Here is a 21,110-nt window from a genome sequence, read left to right as displayed (position 1 = left end):
CCCCTTAACTTTCTTTATTTCTGAGCAGCTTGCTTTCTTCTCTTTGCTCCTATTTCTCTCTTTGCTGATCTTATAGATTGAAGTAATGGTCTTCTTGCTGGACAAATAAATGAACAAGACCCACATTCTATACAATCCATTGCTCTATGATATTCAGCCGTGTCATAGTCATCTTTTAAAGAATATGCACTTATGAAAAGTGGTTGTAAGAATGCTGGGCATACATCTGTACATCTTCCACATCTTAAACAGTTTTGAATATCTGGAGTACGTGATTCTTCTTCATCCAAACATAAAATTCCTGAAGAACCTTTATTAGTTGCTATTTCAGTAGTATACTGAGCTATTCCCATCATAGGTCCACCCATTATAACCTTACCAATCTTCTTATCTTCTTTAAATCCACCACATTGTTCTATTATTTCTGAAACTAATGTTCCAACTTTTGTTATTAGGTTCTTTGGTTCTTTGATGCAACTACCTGTTACTGTAGTGATTCTTTCTACCAAAGGCATACCTGTTTTAATAGATTTAGCTATTTGTGCTGCTGTGGCAACGTTGTCAACAACTGCACCTGCTGCTATTGGTAATCCACCAGATGGAACTTCTTTGCCTGTACACGCATAAATAAGTTGTTTTTCTGCTCCTTGTGGATATTTCACTTGAAGACCAACAACTTCTATTTCACTATAATCTTTAGCTACATTTTGAATTGCTTCTATAGCATCTGGTTTATTTGTTTCAATCCCTATAAATCCTTTTTTAACATCTAATACCTTCATTAATGCTCTTAAGCCAAATACAACATCTTCTGGATTTTCCACCATTAATCTGTGGTCTGCAGTTAAATATGGCTCACATTCTGCACCATTTAATATAACTACTTCTGCTTTGCTATCTGGCGGAGGTGATACTTTTACATGGTTAGGGAATGTAGCTCCACCCATACCTACTATTCCTGCCTCTTTTATGATACCTACTATGTCTTCTTTGCTCAAATCCTCTAACTGACCTTTTGGTTGAACACTCTCATGTAATTCTTCCTTAAAGTCGTTTTCGATAACTACACATTGAGCTGAACCACCTGGTACTTCATGTTGTTCAATAGCAATAACTTTACCTGATACTGAAGAATGAACGTTACATGAAACGAACCCTTGTTGTTCACCTATTTTTTGCCCAAACTTTACTTCATCACCAACTTCAACAATAGGTTTAGCTGGTGCCCCTATATGTTGCTGAAGAGGAATGTAAACAATCTTTGGAGCTTGAGCTTTTTCAAGTGCCTTTGTGTTAGAGTACTCTTTTCTATATGGAGGATGTATCCCTCCCTTAAAAGTTAAGAGTTTCATTATTTTACCCCCTTATCTATAAAAAAACTTTTTTTCTGCCTTCTATAAGTATACTATATATATTAAAAAAGCTTAACAATTGTTAAAAAAATATCCGCATTTTTATAATTTATTTTATAAATCAAGCTCTATATATTAAGTCAAAGTGAGGAAAAGGATTGCTTAATTACACAATCCTTTTTATATATATTTCTAAAGTCCAAATATTCTGTATTTTATTTTATAGAATTTATAAACAGAGAATACTCTTGCATAGATGATAAAAGCAGACTTTTACTTACACTATATTTTTCTTCATTTGCAGCTTTTGAAGCTGTATCAATTTTTTCATTCACATTCTTTACATACTCTATTAAATTATCTTTAAATAATCTCATTTCAGAATAATCAATCTTTTCAGCTTCTTTTGATATATTTTGTGATATTTCCTTTCTATTTGTCAAAATAGTATTATATTTTTCCATATCTACATTATTTTCAGCATTCGACCAAAAACTTGATTCTTCTTTAAAGTTTGTTATTAATTTATTTAATTCTTTAGATATACTGTCTATATAAGCGTAATTACTTGTGTACTCTAAAGACAACATAGGTGCATCTAAGTGTGATAAAAATGCATCTGGAAACACCTTTCTTACACTGCTTATCTGCTTTCTAACATCATTTTCATCAAAAGAAGAATATGTCTGTATTTTTTTTACTCCATCCTTCTCCATAACTGAAAAAGGTATATCATTATTGACTAATGATGTTTGTATTTTTTTCAAATCATCATTATTATCTATTGCAGCAACTTGAATAGTATACATATCCCAGCCTTCTATAGTAGCCAATTTCACTTCTTCTGGTTCTTTAGCGTTATTTACTGTTTTTTCTGGATTAGTTTCTTGTTTATCATCTGAATTGGTTTGTGATTTAGATTTTTTTCCGTTTTTTATTGAATTTAATTCATCAGATATATCTTTATAAGTTATATCTGATGAATTATTTAGAAATGGTATTTTAGCCGATACATACTCCAATATTTCTCCATCTTTTATTTTTGTATAAGAATAATAGCCAATAAGACACAAGCAAGCAATCGTTATAACATATTTACGCAAATCAATCTTATGTCTATTATTATTAAATCCTCTGTATATCGTTTTTCTTCTATTCATTAGTTTGTCCCTCCCAAAATTATATTATTAATAAAGTATATTTTTAAGAGTCACAATTTATGAATATAAATAATTATTTATTCTAATTTTTTAATAAGAAATTGTATTTACTAAGCAAATCTCCTTGCCCCAAGTAATGCTTTAGACCAATATGAACTGGTTAAATTGTCCACTTTAACCTTATTAGGATTAGTCTGAGTACCACTACAGTGAATAAATTTACTATTACCTACATATATACCTACATGATTAGTTGTTCCATCACCATCAGTATCAAAATAAACTAAATCTCCTGGTGCATAATTCCCCATAGAAATTGCACTTCCAGATTTAGCTTGCTCTCTAGAAACTCTAGGAATAGAAACACCTACAGAATTTTTAAAAACATATTGTGTAAATCCAGAACAGTCAAATTTATCAGGTCCTGAAGCTCCCCATTGATATGGTATTCCAATAAGAGTATATGCAAAATCTACTACTGTTGAGCCTTTTGCTGTAGACTTATCTGAATTTCCAGTAAAGGATGAATTTGAGTTACTATTAGATTGAGAATTCTGATTAGATGATGAATTTGGATTTTCTTTTGTACCTTCATTAGTCTCAGAAATATAACTGGCACTCACCCATCCAGTTGTTCCACTCGATAGCTTTACCTTATACCAACCATTATTTTTAGCCTTTAATTCAACAACATCTCCACCATTTAATTTTCCTATTATAGAATAGCTTGTCCCAGGACCACTTCTTACATTTAAGCTCACAGTAGATATTACCTTACCATTTTTTCCCTCAATTGCCTCTTCACTAGATGGTTTTTTATCAGAATTATTAGTACTACTTGAACTAGAATTATTTGAATTAGAATTATTTGTCCCAACATCTTCTGACGTTTTTGAGATATATTGACTACTAGCCCATCCAGTAACCCCATTTGATAGTTTTATTTTATACCATCCATTACTTTGTTCTAATAACTTTACTACATCTCCATTATTTGCTTTACCAACTAATGAATAGTTAGTACCTGCACCACTTCTTACATTCAGTCTAGAACTCACATTTACTTTACCATTTCCACTGATAGTTGTTCCACTTGAAGTTGAATTATTTTGGTTTGATGTACCTTCAGACGAACCACTTGTTGATATGTATTTTGCACTTCCCCATCCAACAACAGAACTTGATACCCTTACTTTATACCATCCATTAGATTTTTCTAAAATTTCTACGGTTTTGCCTTTGTATAATTTTGCTACCTTGTCGCAATCAGAACTTGGCCCACTTCTTATATTCAAGGCACTTGCTGTCACTATTCCTTTTTCAAGTGCACTTGCATTTATGGAGCTAACAGATACTGCTACTGCTCCAATTCCTAAAGCCGTTATAGCTTTCTTCACTACTATCACTCCCCCAACAAATTTTTATAGTCATAAAGTCATAACATTATTATCCATTTTTAATACCTACAATTTAATGATAACTTATTCTATTATTAATTGTAAAGAAATTATAAACATATACTTAAAATTAATGATTTTTAGGAAGTATTTCAATCCAATAATTATCCGGGTCTGCTATAAAATAAATTCCCATACTTTCATTTTCAAAACATATGCAATCTAAATCTTTATGAAGTTTTTTTGCCTCATCAAACTCCTCAACTTCTAAAGCTAGGTGGAATTCATTATCTCCTAAATTGTATGGTCTGTCCCAATCTCTAAGCCAAGTTAATTCTAATGTATGACTAGTAATGCCATCTCCTAAATAAACTAATATAAAACTTCCATCTTCTGCTTCCTTACGCTTTACTTCTTTAAGCCCCAAAGCTTTTTTATAAAAATTCAAACTTTTTTCTAAGTCAGTTACATTGAAATTGTTATGGCAAAAATTAAACTTCATTTTGAAATCACTCTCCAATTTTTATTTTTTTTTATTATATCATTATTATAAATTTATTTAAATCACATTAAGTTAAAAATTTGAATAATTGTGTTCAATTACTAAATAGTGGTAAATTATTTAAAATAATATGTCAAAAAAAGAATAAGCTCTTTCAAACACATAAAAAATTTATAACCTAGTTATATTTAATCATGCAAATTGACAGAACTTATTCTTTAAAATTTTTATAATTAATGTTTCACTTCATCCAATTCCAAGTAAATCAATTAAAACTTTAATTTTTAATCTTTTCTTTGATAATATAATTTATTACTTTTTTTCTAATATCCTCAGCATTATAATTATCTTCTACTTCTATATCCAAAAGTTTTGCTATTGACTTCATATCTTCCCTAGTCTTTGACCTATAGCTCGATATTAATTCATCTTTTATTTTCTCAGGTTCTAAAAGATATTCTTCATCTCCTCTTTTGAAAACAACATATTTTTGAGCATATGAACTTCTATTATAGTATATATATCTTGATATTTTTCTTAAAATTTGATTATATGAAAGCCGCTTGTTAATATCAAGTTTTAAATACTCTGAAAAGGCAAATAGCTCTTTTTTTGATTTAAATAATGCTTCTTTCTTTATAGTTCTTGATATCGAAGTTACACTTTCTTGATATGCACACTTTTTTAACATTTTTAAATATACTCTATTAAGACCAATACTTTGATTGAATTTTTTTATGTTATTATTAATAATCTTATCCAAGTTACCTTCAAAGTATTTTTTTGCTCCTTTTTGTGATACATAACTCTCAAGTTCTTTGTGGGCCATATCAAGTATCATTTTTTTTAAATCCTCTTTATATCCCCTAGATTCCATGATACTCCCTCCCTTAGCTATTTATAGTATATTCAAAACGTCTAAGAAATGTGAGTCATTACAAATTTTTTTTACTTTTTATGTATATATTAATTTAAAAGGGGAGATAATAGTAATGTAAAATCAAACATACTCAATCTCCCCCATTTTTAGACCTCTATTACTCCCCAATAGAGGTCTTTTTTTAGTTTATTTTCTATTCAATTCCCTTTAATTCAAATCCTAACTCTGCTATTACTTCTTTTAACTTTTCAATTGACACATCGTCTTTCATATCTACAGATGCACACTTGTTTTCTAAATCTACATCTAAAACTTTAACACCATCTATGTCTTCTGTTAATGCAGTTTTAAGATGATTTACACAATGACCACAACTCATACCTTCTACTAATAGTTTCTTCTTCATTTAATTACCTCCTTATACCCTATAAGGGTATTTTATCATATAGTTTACACTTTTTAAATAGCAATTAATTATTTAATTTAATTCATTCGATTTTATATCTAAATTAGATATTCCGTCATATACATCAAAATCATTTGGAGTAATTTTACCTTTTAATCTACTATTACTTACAATATAGTTGTTTCTGACAGCTAAACTTATAAATGTTGCATTATCTTTTACATATGTCTGTACATCTTTGTATGCTTTTTTTGTTTCAATTTCAGATGAAGAGCTTGTAAGTGCAGACATATATCCATTTAACTTATCATCAGTATATCCACTACTTGCTATGATACTGCTTGCATCTGGTATACTTGATAATTTCCACCCAACCAATGCTAAATCATAGTTTTTAGAATTAAGAGCATTTTTCATGTCTTTATCTGATAGTTGATTTATTGTATTATTTATTCCTATAGCTTTTAAATTTTCACTTATTATATTTGCAGTTTTTATTCTCTCACTGTTATCTCTGTTTACTATTATTTTTAAGTTCATCTCAGAAAGTCTTTTCTTTACTTCCTCTTTTTCTCTCTTTTTTTTCTCCTCAGCTTCTTTTTTGATTCTCTCCTCTTCTGCTTTTTTAGCTTTTGCTTCTTCTTCTGGAGTAAGTTTCTTTGTTTTCTTTTTAGTTAATTTTTTCTGCTTTTTTTCTGCTTTTTTGTCCTTTGGGTTTACTGGATTTACATTTGCATATTCTACTTTAGCAAGGCATTCTATTGCTTTATCTTTACTAAACTCTAAATCTTTCATTTCGCTATTATAATATTTTGACTTTGAATTAAGTGGAAAATTAACTGGAGTAGCATCATCCATATAACCTTCACTAATAATTCTATCTTTATCTATAGAATGCGCAATTGCTTTTCTAAAATTAACATCTTTGAAAAAAGGATTATTATAATTAAATAATACACACTCATAATCTCTACCTTGATATTTTGTTATATTAAACTCTTTTTCTTGAAACTTACTTAAATCATTTAATGTAACATTGGTTATATCACTATCAAGAGCCATAACCATAGATGTCCTTGCATCTTCATTAGGCACCATACCTACTTTTATGTTTTTCATAGTATTCGGAACTTCTTCATAGTAATCCTTATTTACAGATAAAACCAGTCCTTCTCTTTCTGTATATGATTCTATTTTATATTTCCCATTTCCTATCATATTATTATTCTTGTCATTTACATCTTTTGAATCTAAATGATTTTGAGATACGATTGGAAAAATTAAACTATCAATCGAGAAAGCATATCTAGCTTTAAATTTTATTGTAAAATCTTTATCTGATTTAATATTCACAGAAGCTATGTTTTTAGTAAATTCATTATATGGACTATCTGTACTCTTTTGAATTAAACCAATAGTATAATTTATATCATTTGAAGTAATAGCTTTTCCATCATGCCACTTTGCATCTTTTAATTCTATATCTATGCTCATTCCATCCTGAGCTATATTATACTCCTTAACTAATTGAGGAGTTACATTGTAGTTCTCATCTATCGCAAATAAACCATCATAAACTAAATTCATTATATAACCAACAGACTTGTCAGTATTAGTTATAGGATTTATAGTTTTTGGAGTTACCATTGTTAGGTTTATATACTTAGAATTTATAGAACTTTGACTTTTTAAACTTGAATCGCTACTACTTTGTTTTGTTTTAGTATTACTACAACCAACTACCATAAGAGTTATAGCTAAAATAAATGTTAAGACTTTTATTCTCTTCATTAGTTTTTTCCTTTCTTGCCATATATCTCATTATAATGTTTATAATTATTTTTAACTTTTTCTACATATTTTGAAGTTTGCTCAAAAGGTATGTCATGTAGATTTTCTCCATCTTTACTATAATCATTATTTTCTAACCACTTCCTCACATTACCTGAACCACCATTATATGCAGCTATCACTAAATCCAATTTACCAAATTCTTTGTATAATTTATTTAAATACCAACAGCCAAGTCTTATATTAGTCTCTGGGTCGAAAATATCCACATTTTTTAGATTTAGTTCCTCTGCTCCCCAATCTCTAGTTATATCTAATATTTGCATTAATCCCTTTGCTTCTTTTTTTGAAACAGCAGAACTATTAAACTTACTTTCGGCTTTTATAACACTGTAAACTATATTTTCATCTAAATTAAACTCTTTAGAATACTTTTCTACATATTCTGAATATTTTTTAGGAAATAAAAATTTATGTATTACTTTGCTTTCCATTAATAGTGCTCCAAATAAGATTATAAAAATAGATAGAATCAATACTTTCTTACTATTCACGCCAATTCTCCTTCATGTACTCAATAAATTTATGTGCTTTACTTTCTAATTCAGTTATTGTTCCCGAATTATCTATTATATAATCACCATATTTGGATTTTTCTTCCTGACTCATTTGTGAATTTATCCTACTAAGTGCTTCCTGTTCACTGCAATTATCCCTCTTTTGTATTCTACTAATTTGTACTTCTTGTTTGCAAGTAACTACTAATAGCTTGTCAACCATCTCTAAAAAACCACTTTCTACCAATATTGCCGCATCTAAGACTATTATACTTTTACCTTTTTTTCTCAACTCTTCTATTTCACTTATTATTTTCTCTCTTATTCGTGGATGAGTCAAATTATTTAACTCCTTAAGTTTTTCTTTACTATTAAAAACTATTTTCCCAAGAGCTTTTCTATTTAGAGTTCCATCATCATTTTTTATATTTTGTCCAAAATGGTCAAATACTTTTTCTAATAACAGCTTATCATCAAATATCTTTCTAGATATAATATCAGCATCCACTATAGAAATATTAAGATTTCTAAATATGTTTGATAGGCTGCTTTTTCCACAGCCTATTCCTCCTGTAAGCCCTAATATCAACATAAAATCACCTACTTTGTCTCATACCAAGAACTACCGACATTTAAATCTACATCTAAGTAAACATCCATATTCACGGCATTTTCCATTTCTTCTTTTACTATTTTCTTAACTATATCTATCTCATCATCAATTGCCTCAACTATCAATTCGTCGTGAACTTGTAGTATAAGTTTTGACTTCAAATTATTCTCTTCCAATTTTTTATGAACATTTATCATAGCAATTTTTATTATATCTGCTGCACTTCCTTGTATTGGTGCATTCATTGCAAATCTCTTTCCTCTATTTCTTTCCATAAAATTGCTTGACTTTATTTCTGGTATATATCTTCTTCTGTTTAAAATTGTTACAGCATATCCATCTTCACTAGCCTTTTCTACTGTCGTATCCATAAACTCTTTTATTTTATGATATTTAGCAAAATAACTTTCGATATATTCTTTTGCTTTTGGGACAGGTATATTTAAATCGTCTGCCAATCCAAAATCACTTTTACCATATATAATACCAAAGTTTACTGCTTTAGCTGCACCTCTCAATTCACTAGTGACATCTTCCATAGGAACATTAAAAACTTGTGAAGCTGTTTTGGTATGAATATCTTCATTATGTTTAAATGCTTCTATCATATTTTCATCCTGACTCATATGTGCAAGAACTCTAAGCTCTACTTGTGAGTAATCGGCATCAACCAATTTACAGTTATCATCTGCAATAAATACTTTTCTTATTTTTCTACCCATTTCCATTTTTATAGGTATATTTTGAAGATTTGGTTCTGTAGATGAAATTCTTCCTGTAGTTGTTATAGTTTGATTAAATGATGAATGAATTCTATTACTTTCTGGATTTATTATATTTAAAAGCCCTTCAACGTAAGTAGAATTTAACTTTACTATTTGTCTATACTCAGTTATCTTATCTATTATTGGATGTTTATCTCTTAATTTTTCTAGAACATCTGCATTAGTTGAATATCCAGTCTTAGTTTTTTTAATTATTGGAAGCTCTAATTTTTCAAATAATATAACACCTAATTGTTTTGGTGAATTTATATTGAATGGCTCTCCTGATAATTCATAAATTTCCTTTTCTAATGTAGCTATTATTTCTTTAAACTCAATACTCAACTCATCCAAGATACTTTTGTCTACTTTTATACCTTCATACTCCATATGCCCTAAAACCTCTACTAATGGCATCTCTACATGATAAAAAAGACCATCCATACTCATATCCATTAGACTTCTTTCCATCATAGGAACTGTTTCTTTCACTGTACATATTATTTGCCCCATATACTCAGCCAAATCCTCAAATTCTAAATCTTCGTAGTTTTTGGATTTAACTCCTTTTCCTAACAAATCTTCTTTTGATTTAACCTTTTTTGATAAATATTTCATGGCTATTGCACTACAATCATATGAAGTAGATGAAGTTGAATCTATTAAATACTCAGCTATAGTTATATCAAAATACATATTTTCCAATTTAATATTATATGGCTTTAAAGATATATAATCATCTTTTAAATTATATCCATATTTTTTAATTTCGTTATTTGAAAGTATACTATCTAATTTTGTTACTTCATCTGAATCTATATAATATATTTTTTCTCCATCTACACTTATAAAAATATATATTATATTTTTTTCAATTATATTACCTTGTCCTCTAACAGTTTTTAAAATAACCTGTCCTTTTTTATTCACTTCATCTATAAATTTTTCTATATCTTTTAATTTTAATATTTCTATTTTTTCTTCTACTTGCTCTGTATCATTTGTATCAACTAAATCAACTAATCTTGATAAGAGACTTGTAAATCCAAAATATCTAAATTTATCTAAAAGCTCATCTTTATCATAATCACCAAAAATCATGCTATCTAAATTTACTTCTACTGGTACATCTCTTATAATTGTTGCAAGTCTTTTACTTTGAATAGCAATTTCTTTATTTTCCTCTATTTTCTTTTTTACACTTCCTTTAAGCTTATCTGTATTCTCTATTAAATTTTCTATACTAGAAAACTCTTTTATAAGCTTTATACCTGTTTTCTCACCGATTCCAGGTACTCCAGGTATATTATCCGACTTATCTCCCATAAGACCTTTTAAATCAATAAACTGCGTTGGAGTCATCTCATATTTTTCAATTACAGAATTAAAGCTGTATTCTTCAACTTCTCCAACCCCTTTTTTTGTTATAAGAGTAGTTGTATTATCTGAAGCAAGTTGAATAGCATCTTTATCTCCAGTTACTATGTATACCTTATATCCATTCTCTTCTGCTTTTTTAGAAACAGTTCCTATAATATCATCTGCCTCATAGCCATCTATTTCTAATCTATTTATTTTAAATTTATCTAAAAGGTCTTTTAGTGGCTGTAATTGTTCTGCCAATTCATCTGGCATTCCCTTTCTTCCAGCCTTATACTCCTTATATTCTAAATGCCTAAATGTAGGTGCTTTCCTATCAAAAGCTACACTTATATGTGTTGGTTTATATATATCTATCATTTTAAATAGCATTGTTGTAAACCCATATATCGCATTGGTCTTTAACCCTTCTTTATTATTCATTTCTGGCAGAGCATAAAAGGCTCTGTTTATTATTGAATTTCCATCTATTATAATTAATTTTTTTTCCAAATTATATCACTCCTAAAAATTATCTATTTTTGTAACATATATATTATATACCAATATACTGTTATTTAATATTCCCATAATAATAATAGTATATTAAAATTAAATATGTTGCAAACAATATATTTTTTTGCTATAATAATAAGCGTGACATGCCCGAGTGGTGGAATTGGTAAATACAATGGGTTCAAAGTCAACTGTGTTGATTCATAAGTTTTTGTAATAAAAATCTAGTATTTATGATATTTTACAGGTTGATGAGCATTTTGTATTCAATATTCCTCTTGCATATTCTTGGAAAATCTGGTAGGATATACAAGTAGTTCGGATTTAAAATATAAGCCGCTGTGGCGGAACTGGCATACGCATACGACTCAAAATCGTACGGGAAACCATATGGGTTCGAATCCCATCAGCGGCACCAATAAAAAAACTCTTTAGTACATACTAAAGAGTTCTTTTTACAATTATAGTATAAATAACATCTATCTTAATGGACTGTATAGAGCCATAACAAAAGGCAAACACATATAGTTAAGTAATGTGTCCGTAATTTTTCTTTATTATTTTATTGCAATAGCTTTATTAATTCATTATAATATTATATCATTTTAAAAAAATTATGTAAAAAGTCAAAATTTACATATAGATTAATTAAACTTGTAAAAACACAGTTAAATTTGTACAATTAAGTACTTAAAACGTGTAAATACTTACTTTGCTATATATTTTAGATAAAGATATAATTGATTTAGTTGTTTTATTTATTATTCATTTATTAAATAATAAAAAGATAAGGAGTCTAATATGATATTCAGTAGTTTAATATTTTTATTTTTATTCTTTCCAGTCACACTCATTTGCTATTACTTGGCAAATCCTAAGTATAAAAATGCTATGTTACTTCTAGCAAGTATTGCCTTCTATGCATGGGGAGAACCAAAATATATTTTTTTGATGATGCTATCAATAATAGTAAACTATATATTTGGTATTAAAGTTTCTGACAGTAAAGATAAAAAAATATGGGTTGTGCTTTCTGTGATTTACAATATATCTATTCTTGCTGTATTCAAGTATAGCAATTTCTTTGTAGATAATATTAATTTTTTATTAAATACAAATATAACTATACCTGAAATTAAATTACCTTTAGGTATCTCATTTTTCACATTCCAAATAATGAGCTATGTAATAGATGTATATAGAAATGATGCTAAAGTTCAAAGAAAATTAACTAATCTAGCATTGTACATAAGTTTATTCCCTCAGCTTGTAGCAGGTCCTATTGTTAGATATCAGACTGTGGCAGATAGCATTGAGCATAGAGAACACAATTGGGACAAATTTACTCAAGGAGTAAACAGATTTGTTGTTGGTCTTGGAAAAAAAGTAATTCTAGCAAATCAATTAGGTGTAATCGCAGATGGTGTATTTAATAAGTCAGCTGGAGATTTATCAAGACTTGAGGCGTGGCTAGGTATAGTTTGTTATACACTTCAAATATTCTATGACTTTAGTGGATATAGTGATATGGCCATTGGTCTAGGTAAGATGTTTGGATTTGAGTTTTTAGAAAATTTCAACTATCCATATATATCTCAAACAGTATCTGAGTTTTGGAGAAGATGGCATATATCTTTAGGTACTTGGTTTAAAGACTATGTGTACTTCCCATTAGGTGGAAGTAGAGTCTCTAGGGCAAAACTATATAGAAACCTATTTGTAGTATGGTTTTTAACTGGTATGTGGCATGGAGCTAGTTGGACTTTTATTATATGGGGTCTATATTATGGAATATTAATATCAGTAGAAAAAGCATTCTTAGAAAAGTTTCTATATAAGATACCAAGAATTGTAAGACACATATATCTACTTCTTATAGTCATGATTGGATGGGTATTTTTTAGAGTTGATGATTTACCAGCAGCTATTAAATTTATAGGTATTATGTTTGGTTCTGGAAATTATCCACTTGTCAGTAATGCATTCAATGTATTTATAATTGAATATTGGTATATAATTGTTGGAGCAATCATTCTATCAACTCCTATTGTAGAAGTTATAAAGTCATTAGTAGTTAAGAAGAATAAAAATACACTAAATAGCACAGTGTGTCAAGTTACTAATGCGGCTTTCATAGTTGCTTGTATGTTTATTGTAATGGTAATGTTAAGTAGCTCAACTTATAATCCATTCTTATACTTTAGATTCTAATTTTGGAGGTACAGACATGAATAAAAATAAGCCAAGGATTGTTGCCATTTCATTTTTAATTATAATATTTGGATTTTTTATATTAAACTTCGCACTGCCAAAGAAAAAATTAAGTATAACTGAAAATAGAAATCTTGCAAAATTCCCAACTATAGAAAATTTAAAAAAAGGTGATTATATAACTAAGTTTGAAGAGTACTTTAATGACCATTTTGCATTTAGAGATAAAATGATATCACTAAACACAAAGTTCCAAGTTAATTTAAATAAAACTAAGGTAGGCAACTATTATTTAGGAGAAGATAACTGGATATTAGGTATGTTTCCAAAAATTTTAAATCAAAACCAGTTAAACAGATATAAAGAGTCTATTAATTACTTATCTGGTCTAAGTAAAGATCTTGGAAAAGACGTGTATTTTACAATGATGCCACATAAATCTAATATGCTAAAGCATTTATATCCTAAGTATGTTGATAATACTGGTAATATAGATATAAATTTAAAGAATTTTAAAAATACATTAAATCCAGATTTAATTAAATATATAGATATGGATGAGTATTTTTTAAGCAACTATTCAAATAAAGAAAGAGAAAATTTATATTTTAAAACTGACCATCACTGGACTGGATATGGAGCGTTTGAAGGCTTTAAAATGATGGCATCAAATATGGACTTAGGTTTATCTAAACAAGATTTAGACAAGCATTTTAATAGCTATAAAAAGTCTATAATTACTGATAAAAAGTTTGTGGGAAGTTATAATAAAAATATAGATATGCTAATTAAAGAAAAAGAAGATATAATTTATATGACAAAAGCTAACCAAGATTATAGCTTTGATATAAATGGAAAAGAAAAAGAAGAAAAAGAAGTCTATGCAACTAAAAGAAATGATAAAGAGTGGGATTATGGTGGTGCATACATTAGAGGAGCTAAAACTAATATATTAACTATAAAAAATCCTAAAGCATTAGTAGCTAAAAAAATACTAATATTTAGAGATTCATACCAAGCTCCTACAACACTTTTATTTGCTGATATGTTTAAAGAAGTAGAGATAGCAGACCCTAGAAATATAAATGCAATAGATAAAACATACAAAGAAATTATTGAGGAAAGTAATGCAGATATTGTAATGTTTATGTATAATAGCTCTGGGTTTGATTCGATGATAGATGCAATGATAGATAAAGGAATAAAATAAACAATAAAAAACCTCTATTAAATTTAAAATTTAATAGAGGTTTTTTATTGTTTATTTTTTATTACTTTGGTAAAAATAAGCTAATCAAAATAAAAATAAGGAGATGTAGCACATTGAATAAAAGACATAATCTACTTATAGTATCAGCGATATTACCGATAGCTGTAATTACCTTTAATAATAAACAAAATGATATTACAATAAAAGAAGTTTTTAATGAGCATATTATACAGATTCAAAATAAAAAGATTGAACAAAAATATTACCTAACTAAAGATGGATGGCTATTAGGCAAATTCGCTAATTTATTACCCGATTATCATATTAAATCTTACTCCAAAGCCATTAATGACTTGAGTAATTTAAATAAGGAAAAAGATTTTTATTTTGTTTCACTTCCTCATAAGACAAACATGCTTAAACACTTATATCCAAGTGATATAGAAGGTAAAAATAATATAGATATTAACAGAGAAAACTTAGAAAATCAGTTAACAGATATAAATTTCATAGATATAGATGATTACTTTTATAGAAGTTTTACAGAAAAAGAAAGAGAAAACTTCTTTTTAAAAACAGACCATCATGGAAATTCATTAGGATCATTTGAAGAGTATAAGTTTATGCTTGATAAATTGAATCTTGGCTTATCTAAATCAGAAATAGATAACCATTTAAAAAGATACAGTACTCGATATGTAAATGACAAAATCTTTATAGGTAGTTATAATAAAAAGATGGGATATCCACTTAAGAAAAAAGAGTCTATAAGCTATGTTGAAATAAGTGATGCAAAGTACAAATATTTTATTAGTAATGGTACTAAAGACACTGAGATTAATGAAAATATCATAAAAGCCAAATTAAAAGATAAAAAAGAATGGGACTATGGTGGGGCTTATATGAGAGGTTGTGATTGTCATATACTTAAGATTAGAAATTCAAACTCTTTAACTAATAAAAAAGCTCTTATATTTAGAGATTCGTATCAAGCACCTATGACCTGGATGTTGGCTGATACTTTTAAGGAACTTGAAATACTAGATCCTAGATATATTGAAAATATAGATATGACTTATGATGAGATAATTAAAAACAGTAATTCAGATGTAGTTTTATTTATGTATAATAGCTTTGGATTTGCTGGAATGATACAGGAAATGATTGACAAGGGAATAGTATAACATAAAAATAGTAACTAAATTAAATTTAAGGGGTTGTTTCAAAATAAAAAAATACTCCCATACATCTGTTTAACAATAGAAATAAAATCACAAATATTTTTATATAGCCACTTATTCTTATGTAATACTATAGTACTTCTCTTTAAAACATATAGAATTCCATATAAAAAAGCCACAATACATAATACTTGTGGCTTTTAAAAATTTATAAAATTTGATATTTAGTATTATAACTTTTTATCTAATTTATTATATACAACAACACCACAAATAAATTGAAATAAAATAAGCAACCCAAGAACAATTAAAACCCATTTACTTATTACCATTACAGAGAATACACTCAATATAAAAACAATAAATATAAGAATTAGTAAAACATAAAGCATGATTTGGTTAGTAATACGTCCAGATTTATCACGTAACATAATTCTTCTTTCATCATTCATCTCTATCCTTTGATTCTCTACCTTTTCTTCATATTCTAAAGCTCTTTCTGGTTTACTCCAATATATATATTGAAAAATCATACATACCCCAGGGCCCAAAGTAGCTCCAGATAATCCCCAAATAAAAGCCTCAAATGAAAACTCTGTAAATGTAGCCAATAAAACAAGTAAAATTCCACAAATAAAATATCCAATTCCAACATATAATCTATTCTTTTTCATTTTTACTCCTCCTCATAAATAAATATTTCTTCAATATTCATATCAAAATATCTTGCTATCTTAAAAGCTAATATGATAGAAGGATTATATCTACCATTTTCTAATGAACCTATAGTTTGTCTTGATACTTGCAAAACAGATGCAAGTTCTTCTTGTCTTATGCCTCTCTTTTTCCTTATTTCTTCTAATCTATTTTTCACTTTGTTCTCCTTTAATATATTATTTATGTAAAGTTTCCTTTCCATAATTATACAACTATATTCCTTTTTTGTAAAGTCTCCTTTCCATTTATCAAAAAAATAACAGACTATTTCTAGTCTGTAATTTTAAAAGTTTATGTTATTCGTTAATTTGGGGATTGTTTTTTAATTGGAATCCAAACTTCTGTAGTATAATCAGGAGCATTAACATCACCATTAGGATAAAGTTCAATATCTGGTAAATTAGCATATACATATCCGGAGCTTGGTAACCATTCAGTAATAATTCTTTTTTGTAATTCTTGTATTGCCAAAGCATTTGGCATTGGAGATACACATTCAAATACTGCCCAGGTACCTGATGGTATATAGTATTCATAAGTATCTTCTAATGCAGGCTCATCCGTTGAAGCAGCAATATAGTAATCTAAGCTTTTATTATCTGTGCATACACTAACTCCAAGCAACCCATGAGGTTCGTTATTTATTAACTCTGAAAGTTTATCAATTGTTCCATTTTTTATGGATTTAGCCCACAACTTGGGAACTTTATCAAAACACTCTTCTACAATCATATTCATACTTTCTTTTATACCAACAATACGGAATCCTTTCTTTTCTACAATACGATACTGCATTTCTACATTCCCTTTTACATAAATACTTAATGTCATCTTAGGATATGCTTTTAAAACAGCTCCCTTTGCTCTAGCCGCAGACGGAGAAATACTATGTATATTTTGAAAAGCTCTATTAAAAGATGTTGGTGAATCATAACCATATTTCTCAGATAATTCTAAAATTTTAATGCTACTATTCTGTAGTTCAAATGCCGCTTTAGTCATGCGTCTTCGTCTAATATATTCAGACAATGGTACTTCTGCAATATATGAAAACATCCGTTGAAAATGAAAGGTTGAACAGCATGCGATTTTTGCTGCTTCTGCATAATCTACCCCATTTTCAAGATTATCTTCAATATAATTAATAGCTTGATTCAATTTATTTATCCATTCCATTTGATATTACCTCCAAGCAAATTATACAATCTAATAAAATAATATACCTCTCAATTCATGCACAAAATTGTAAGTATTTAAATTCGTAAGTATTTTTTAATTCATAAACATAATAAATAGGAAAGCTGCATTATACAATAAAAAGTTCAATAACATTATATTAAGAATGTTATTGAACTTTTTATAAAAATTAATTTAAGTGTAGTTAAATTAAGTATTAAACTATTTTATATATTACAATATCCAACTATCTTATAATCTTCTGGCACTTTGTAATCTTTATCTGGAGTACCTAAATTCCATTCCAACTCAAACATAGTTGCACTTATTATTGTTGCAAAGTAAAGCATAACTATACCTATATCTATTTTTTCTTCGTATATACTAGTGTGACCATCTTTTCTAACAGCTAAAACTACAACGCCTCCATCAACTATAAATCTCCATGGTTGCCTGTTTAATGTAGATGGTGCTAATCTTGCATAGTGAAATGCATCAAGAAGTGCTCTTTCTTCTAAGATTTCTATGCTTGCTTTATTTCCCCATTCATTCATATAAACAACATCTTCTACCCCTAGTCTAGAAGAACCCTTATCTGTTACAACTTGTATATCAGATTTTGAATAATTTTCCCCAATCTTTGTAGCATTTAATACTTTAGCATTACTTACATTTTCTCCATATCCAATAGCTATAATACCTGTTACCTCTTTATCTGAATTAATTCCAAGTTTTTCTTTTACCTTTTTACCATCTTCAAAAGTAACCCAACAAGAACCTATTCCAAGTTCTGTTACTTTAAAGATTATATTTTCTCCTATGTATCCTGAATTTTCAATGTAATTATCTTTTACATCAGATAATATTATAATATAACTTGGAGAATCTATCATATTTCCTTTATACCCTGCCACTTTATCTAAATTATCAAAAACTTCACTTCTATTCATAATTCTTATATCAACATCTATTTCTGGAACTAGTTTCTTGCAAGATTCTGAGTATTTCTTAATTTCACTAAGATATTCCTCTTTAATATCTGTGTTTTTATATTCTCTAACAGACTTTCTATTTAATATGATTGTTTTATAATTCATAACTTTATCCTCCCCAAATTAGTATTATTTTAATTATATACCCATTAATATAATACTTTACTCATTTACTTAATAAATAATAATTACAATTTTGTAATCATTTTTTATTAATAATATTCCACTTTTACATTAATAATGACCAGTTGTGCAAAATCCATTGCCAACCTTCAAATAAAAACATATTATAAAAGTAATATAAAATAACAAACAAATCTTAACAAAAAATTAAACTTTTTTTACACGAAAGAAGGCTTCCCGTTGCCTTCTTTATTTTTATAAAAAATAAGCTGTTTCTAAAATGATTTCACATTTTTGAAACAGCCAAGTTATTTTATAATGACAACTATAATTTGAGGATATGAGGGAGAGTTGTCATTATAATTTTAGGGTAATTATATTATGTTTTAAGCTAGTTCTTTCTATATTTATATAATACATTCTATATATGAATTTTATATGAGATTTGTATAAATGATACATGAAATTACATATACTTATTATATTAAATCTTATTATTACACTTTCCACAACAATACTCATATATCTCTACATTATTTGGAATATTTACAAATACAAATTCTTTACAATTCTCACAATACTTTAATATAGATATAGTTCCACAAGTGTAACATTCAAACGTTACACAATCCTCATTTTCCTCCACTATCTCAAATTTTTTACTATGTTCACCACACTCTGGGCACTTGTGATTATTTACATTCATAAATACTCCTCCTTATTAGTATAGTTACATGTCAAAGACTTAATTAATGTATTTATATTACTTATTATATATTCTATAATAAATCATATTCTAATATAATAAAACAAATTAAATAAAAAAAAACCATAAATTTTAAATTTATGGTTTAATTCTTGTAATGATAACTCTATTTAAGGATGTGAGGGAGGGTTATCATTACAATAGGGTATTATATTATGGTTTTAAGCTAGTCTTTCTATGCTTTACATAATACATATTCTATATGAATTTTATATGATTTTTACATAAATATTTTATGAAATTTAAATTTTTTAGTCATTCTGAAATTTGTAAAAAGTTCTCTGAAAATCCATAACATCATAAACAGCCAACATTTAAGTAAAACATCATAAAAAAATTTGTTCAATAATTTTAACAAGTCATATCACCTCATCATAATTATTGACACAAACTTAAATAGACAATCTATAAATCTCCTATAAAACTTAATTTTAACACTTATTGATAGACAATTTCTCGTTTATCAATCTTATTTTGCATCTCCAAGAAAATTTCTTCAACTGAATGGTCAAATATATTACCTAGATAGATTCTTTTATCTTTTTGAAGTGAATAAGATTTTACACTACCATCAGAAGAAATGTATAAATGGCTCCATTCTGCACCATATTTTGAAAATCTTTCTTTTGTATCTATAAATCTCATATCTTCTATTTTTATTGCTTTTTCCCTATCTCCTCTTACTACTGTATGCCCTCTTTTTATTAAACTAGTTATTTTTATATCTTCCTTTAATTTTACATGTGTATCATCATTTTTTGAATATACTTTCCATATTACTTTATGACGATAATTATCTAATTCTTTTATTAAACTCCTATCAATAGTAAAACAATCCCTAGTTACTACAATTAAATCAAAATGGTCTAGCATATATTGAAATACTTTTCTCATATTTTTATTTTTTAAGATATCCTCACCAATAATCTCGATAAATCTACAGCCTTTCTCATACATACATTTTAATAAACTTGTGATTTCAGAAAAATACTGACTAGTATTGTTATTTCCATCTATTTCTATAGTAAAGTATAAAGGAGTAAGATACACTTTATTTCCTGTTATCTCAAATACACTTGACAATGTTTGTACCTCATCTTCAAAGGTTAAATACACATTCTCATAAAACATAAAAAATTCCATAATTTGGTCTATCACATCAGGAATATTCCTATATCTATTAGATAATATATTTATTATATCTTCAGTAGTATTTTTCCCATCACATTCTGTCAGTACAATAATTTGTTTCCAACTTAAGCTATCCACATTTCCTATGCTTTTTTTATATCCATTTTCCTCATCATAAATAGGAGCAATTATAAGGTTCTCCTTTGGCCACATATGAACCCTAGTTCCATCTTTTAGTTTTGGATATTTATTTTTTACAGACTCATAAAATCTACTTGTATTACCCATGATTTTTTACTCCCCCCA

The 21,110-nt window shown here is 27.7% G+C and carries 19 protein-coding genes and 1 tRNA gene; 4 read left to right on the top strand and 16 right to left on the bottom strand.

Annotated features, from left to right (window positions below; translation table 11 throughout):
• Positions 1 to 14 precede the first annotated feature (14 nt).
• The 10 genes from rsxC to polA all read right to left on the bottom strand — a co-directional run bounded on the left by rsxC (position 15) and on the right by polA (position 11,294).
• Positions 15 to 1,352 (bottom strand): electron transport complex subunit RsxC, encoded by a 1,338-nt coding sequence (rsxC, locus tag JJC02_05385; GenBank protein ID UDN55608.1) that lies wholly within the window; start codon positions 1,350 to 1,352, stop codon positions 15 to 17.
• A 215-nt stretch (positions 1,353 to 1,567) separates the two neighbouring features.
• Positions 1,568 to 2,512, bottom strand: coding sequence for a hypothetical protein (locus JJC02_05380; GenBank protein UDN55607.1), 945 nt, complete (start codon positions 2,510 to 2,512; stop codon positions 1,568 to 1,570).
• A 110-nt stretch (positions 2,513 to 2,622) separates the two neighbouring features.
• Positions 2,623 to 3,909: an SH3 domain-containing protein gene (locus JJC02_05375; protein UDN55606.1), complete on the bottom strand. Its 1,287-nt coding sequence runs from the start codon at positions 3,907 to 3,909 to the stop codon at positions 2,623 to 2,625.
• A gap of 130 nt (positions 3,910 to 4,039) precedes the next feature.
• On the bottom strand, positions 4,040 to 4,411 hold the full coding sequence (locus JJC02_05370; protein UDN55605.1) for a VOC family protein: 372 nt from the start codon (positions 4,409 to 4,411) through the stop codon (positions 4,040 to 4,042).
• A 277-nt stretch (positions 4,412 to 4,688) separates the two neighbouring features.
• Positions 4,689 to 5,288 carry a hypothetical protein gene (locus tag JJC02_05365; GenBank protein UDN55604.1) on the bottom strand — a complete coding sequence of 200 codons (600 nt, stop codon included), beginning with the start codon at positions 5,286 to 5,288 and terminating at the stop codon, positions 4,689 to 4,691.
• Positions 5,289 to 5,484: 196 nt separating this feature from the next.
• Positions 5,485 to 5,697 (bottom strand): heavy-metal-associated domain-containing protein, encoded by a 213-nt coding sequence (locus JJC02_05360; GenBank protein ID UDN55603.1) that lies wholly within the window; start codon positions 5,695 to 5,697, stop codon positions 5,485 to 5,487.
• A 72-nt stretch (positions 5,698 to 5,769) separates the two neighbouring features.
• The gene (locus JJC02_05355; protein UDN55602.1) at positions 5,770 to 7,488 is read right to left on the bottom strand and encodes an ABC transporter substrate-binding protein; all 1,719 of its coding nucleotides are present in this window, start codon (positions 7,486 to 7,488) and stop codon (positions 5,770 to 5,772) included.
• Complete coding sequence (locus tag JJC02_05350) at positions 7,488 to 8,042, bottom strand: lytic transglycosylase domain-containing protein (protein ID UDN55601.1); 555 nt, start codon at positions 8,040 to 8,042, stop codon at positions 7,488 to 7,490. Before JJC02_05350 ends, JJC02_05355 begins: the two co-directional genes overlap by 1 nt.
• Complete coding sequence (locus JJC02_05345; protein UDN55600.1) at positions 8,035 to 8,637, bottom strand: dephospho-CoA kinase; 603 nt, start codon at positions 8,635 to 8,637, stop codon at positions 8,035 to 8,037. Before JJC02_05345 ends, JJC02_05350 begins: the two co-directional genes overlap by 8 nt.
• A gap of 8 nt (positions 8,638 to 8,645) precedes the next feature.
• Entirely contained in the window at positions 8,646 to 11,294 is a 2,649-nt protein-coding gene (gene polA, locus JJC02_05340) for a DNA polymerase I (GenBank protein UDN55599.1), read from the bottom strand.
• A 338-nt stretch (positions 11,295 to 11,632) separates the two neighbouring features.
• On the opposite strand from polA, the gene JJC02_05335 reads away from it, so the two are divergent.
• The 4 genes from JJC02_05335 (at position 11,633) to JJC02_05320 (ending at position 15,902) form a co-directional block, all read left to right on the top strand.
• Positions 11,633 to 11,715, top strand: a tRNA-Leu gene (locus tag JJC02_05335).
• Between the two features lie 383 nt (positions 11,716 to 12,098).
• The gene (locus JJC02_05330; protein UDN55598.1) at positions 12,099 to 13,508 is read left to right on the top strand and encodes an MBOAT family protein; all 1,410 of its coding nucleotides are present in this window, start codon (positions 12,099 to 12,101) and stop codon (positions 13,506 to 13,508) included.
• Between the two features lie 16 nt (positions 13,509 to 13,524).
• On the top strand, positions 13,525 to 14,718 hold the full coding sequence (locus JJC02_05325) for a hypothetical protein (GenBank protein ID UDN55597.1): 1,194 nt from the start codon (positions 13,525 to 13,527) through the stop codon (positions 14,716 to 14,718).
• A gap of 200 nt (positions 14,719 to 14,918) precedes the next feature.
• On the top strand, positions 14,919 to 15,902 hold the full coding sequence (locus JJC02_05320; protein UDN56380.1) for a hypothetical protein: 984 nt from the start codon (positions 14,919 to 14,921) through the stop codon (positions 15,900 to 15,902).
• Between the two features lie 227 nt (positions 15,903 to 16,129).
• On the opposite strand, the gene JJC02_05315 is transcribed toward JJC02_05320, so the two are convergent.
• The 6 genes from JJC02_05315 to JJC02_05290 form a co-directional block, all read right to left on the bottom strand.
• Positions 16,130 to 16,573, bottom strand: coding sequence for a hypothetical protein (locus JJC02_05315; protein ID UDN55596.1), 444 nt, complete (start codon positions 16,571 to 16,573; stop codon positions 16,130 to 16,132).
• 2 nt (positions 16,574 to 16,575) lie between these two features.
• The gene (locus tag JJC02_05310; GenBank protein ID UDN56379.1) at positions 16,576 to 16,773 is read right to left on the bottom strand and encodes a helix-turn-helix transcriptional regulator; all 198 of its coding nucleotides are present in this window, start codon (positions 16,771 to 16,773) and stop codon (positions 16,576 to 16,578) included.
• Between the two features lie 146 nt (positions 16,774 to 16,919).
• Positions 16,920 to 17,792, bottom strand: a complete 873-nt coding sequence (locus JJC02_05305) for an AraC family transcriptional regulator (protein ID UDN55595.1) — start codon at positions 17,790 to 17,792, stop codon at positions 16,920 to 16,922.
• A gap of 227 nt (positions 17,793 to 18,019) precedes the next feature.
• Positions 18,020 to 18,889: a nitroreductase family protein gene (locus tag JJC02_05300; GenBank protein UDN55594.1), complete on the bottom strand. Its 870-nt coding sequence runs from the start codon at positions 18,887 to 18,889 to the stop codon at positions 18,020 to 18,022.
• 502 nt (positions 18,890 to 19,391) lie between these two features.
• A complete protein-coding gene (locus tag JJC02_05295; GenBank protein ID UDN55593.1) occupies positions 19,392 to 19,613 on the bottom strand; it encodes a hypothetical protein in 222 nt (73 codons plus the stop codon).
• 498 nt (positions 19,614 to 20,111) lie between these two features.
• Complete coding sequence (locus tag JJC02_05290) at positions 20,112 to 21,092, bottom strand: hypothetical protein (GenBank protein UDN55592.1); 981 nt, start codon at positions 21,090 to 21,092, stop codon at positions 20,112 to 20,114.
• Between the last annotated feature and the right edge of the window lie 18 nt (positions 21,093 to 21,110).

The sequence above is a fragment of the Clostridioides sp. ES-S-0054-01 genome, assembly GCA_021561035.1.
Classification (GTDB): domain Bacteria; phylum Bacillota; class Clostridia; order Peptostreptococcales; family Peptostreptococcaceae; genus Clostridioides.
The sequence above is the reverse complement of the archived record's forward strand: the minus strand, read 5'-3'. Positions and strand labels throughout refer to the sequence as shown.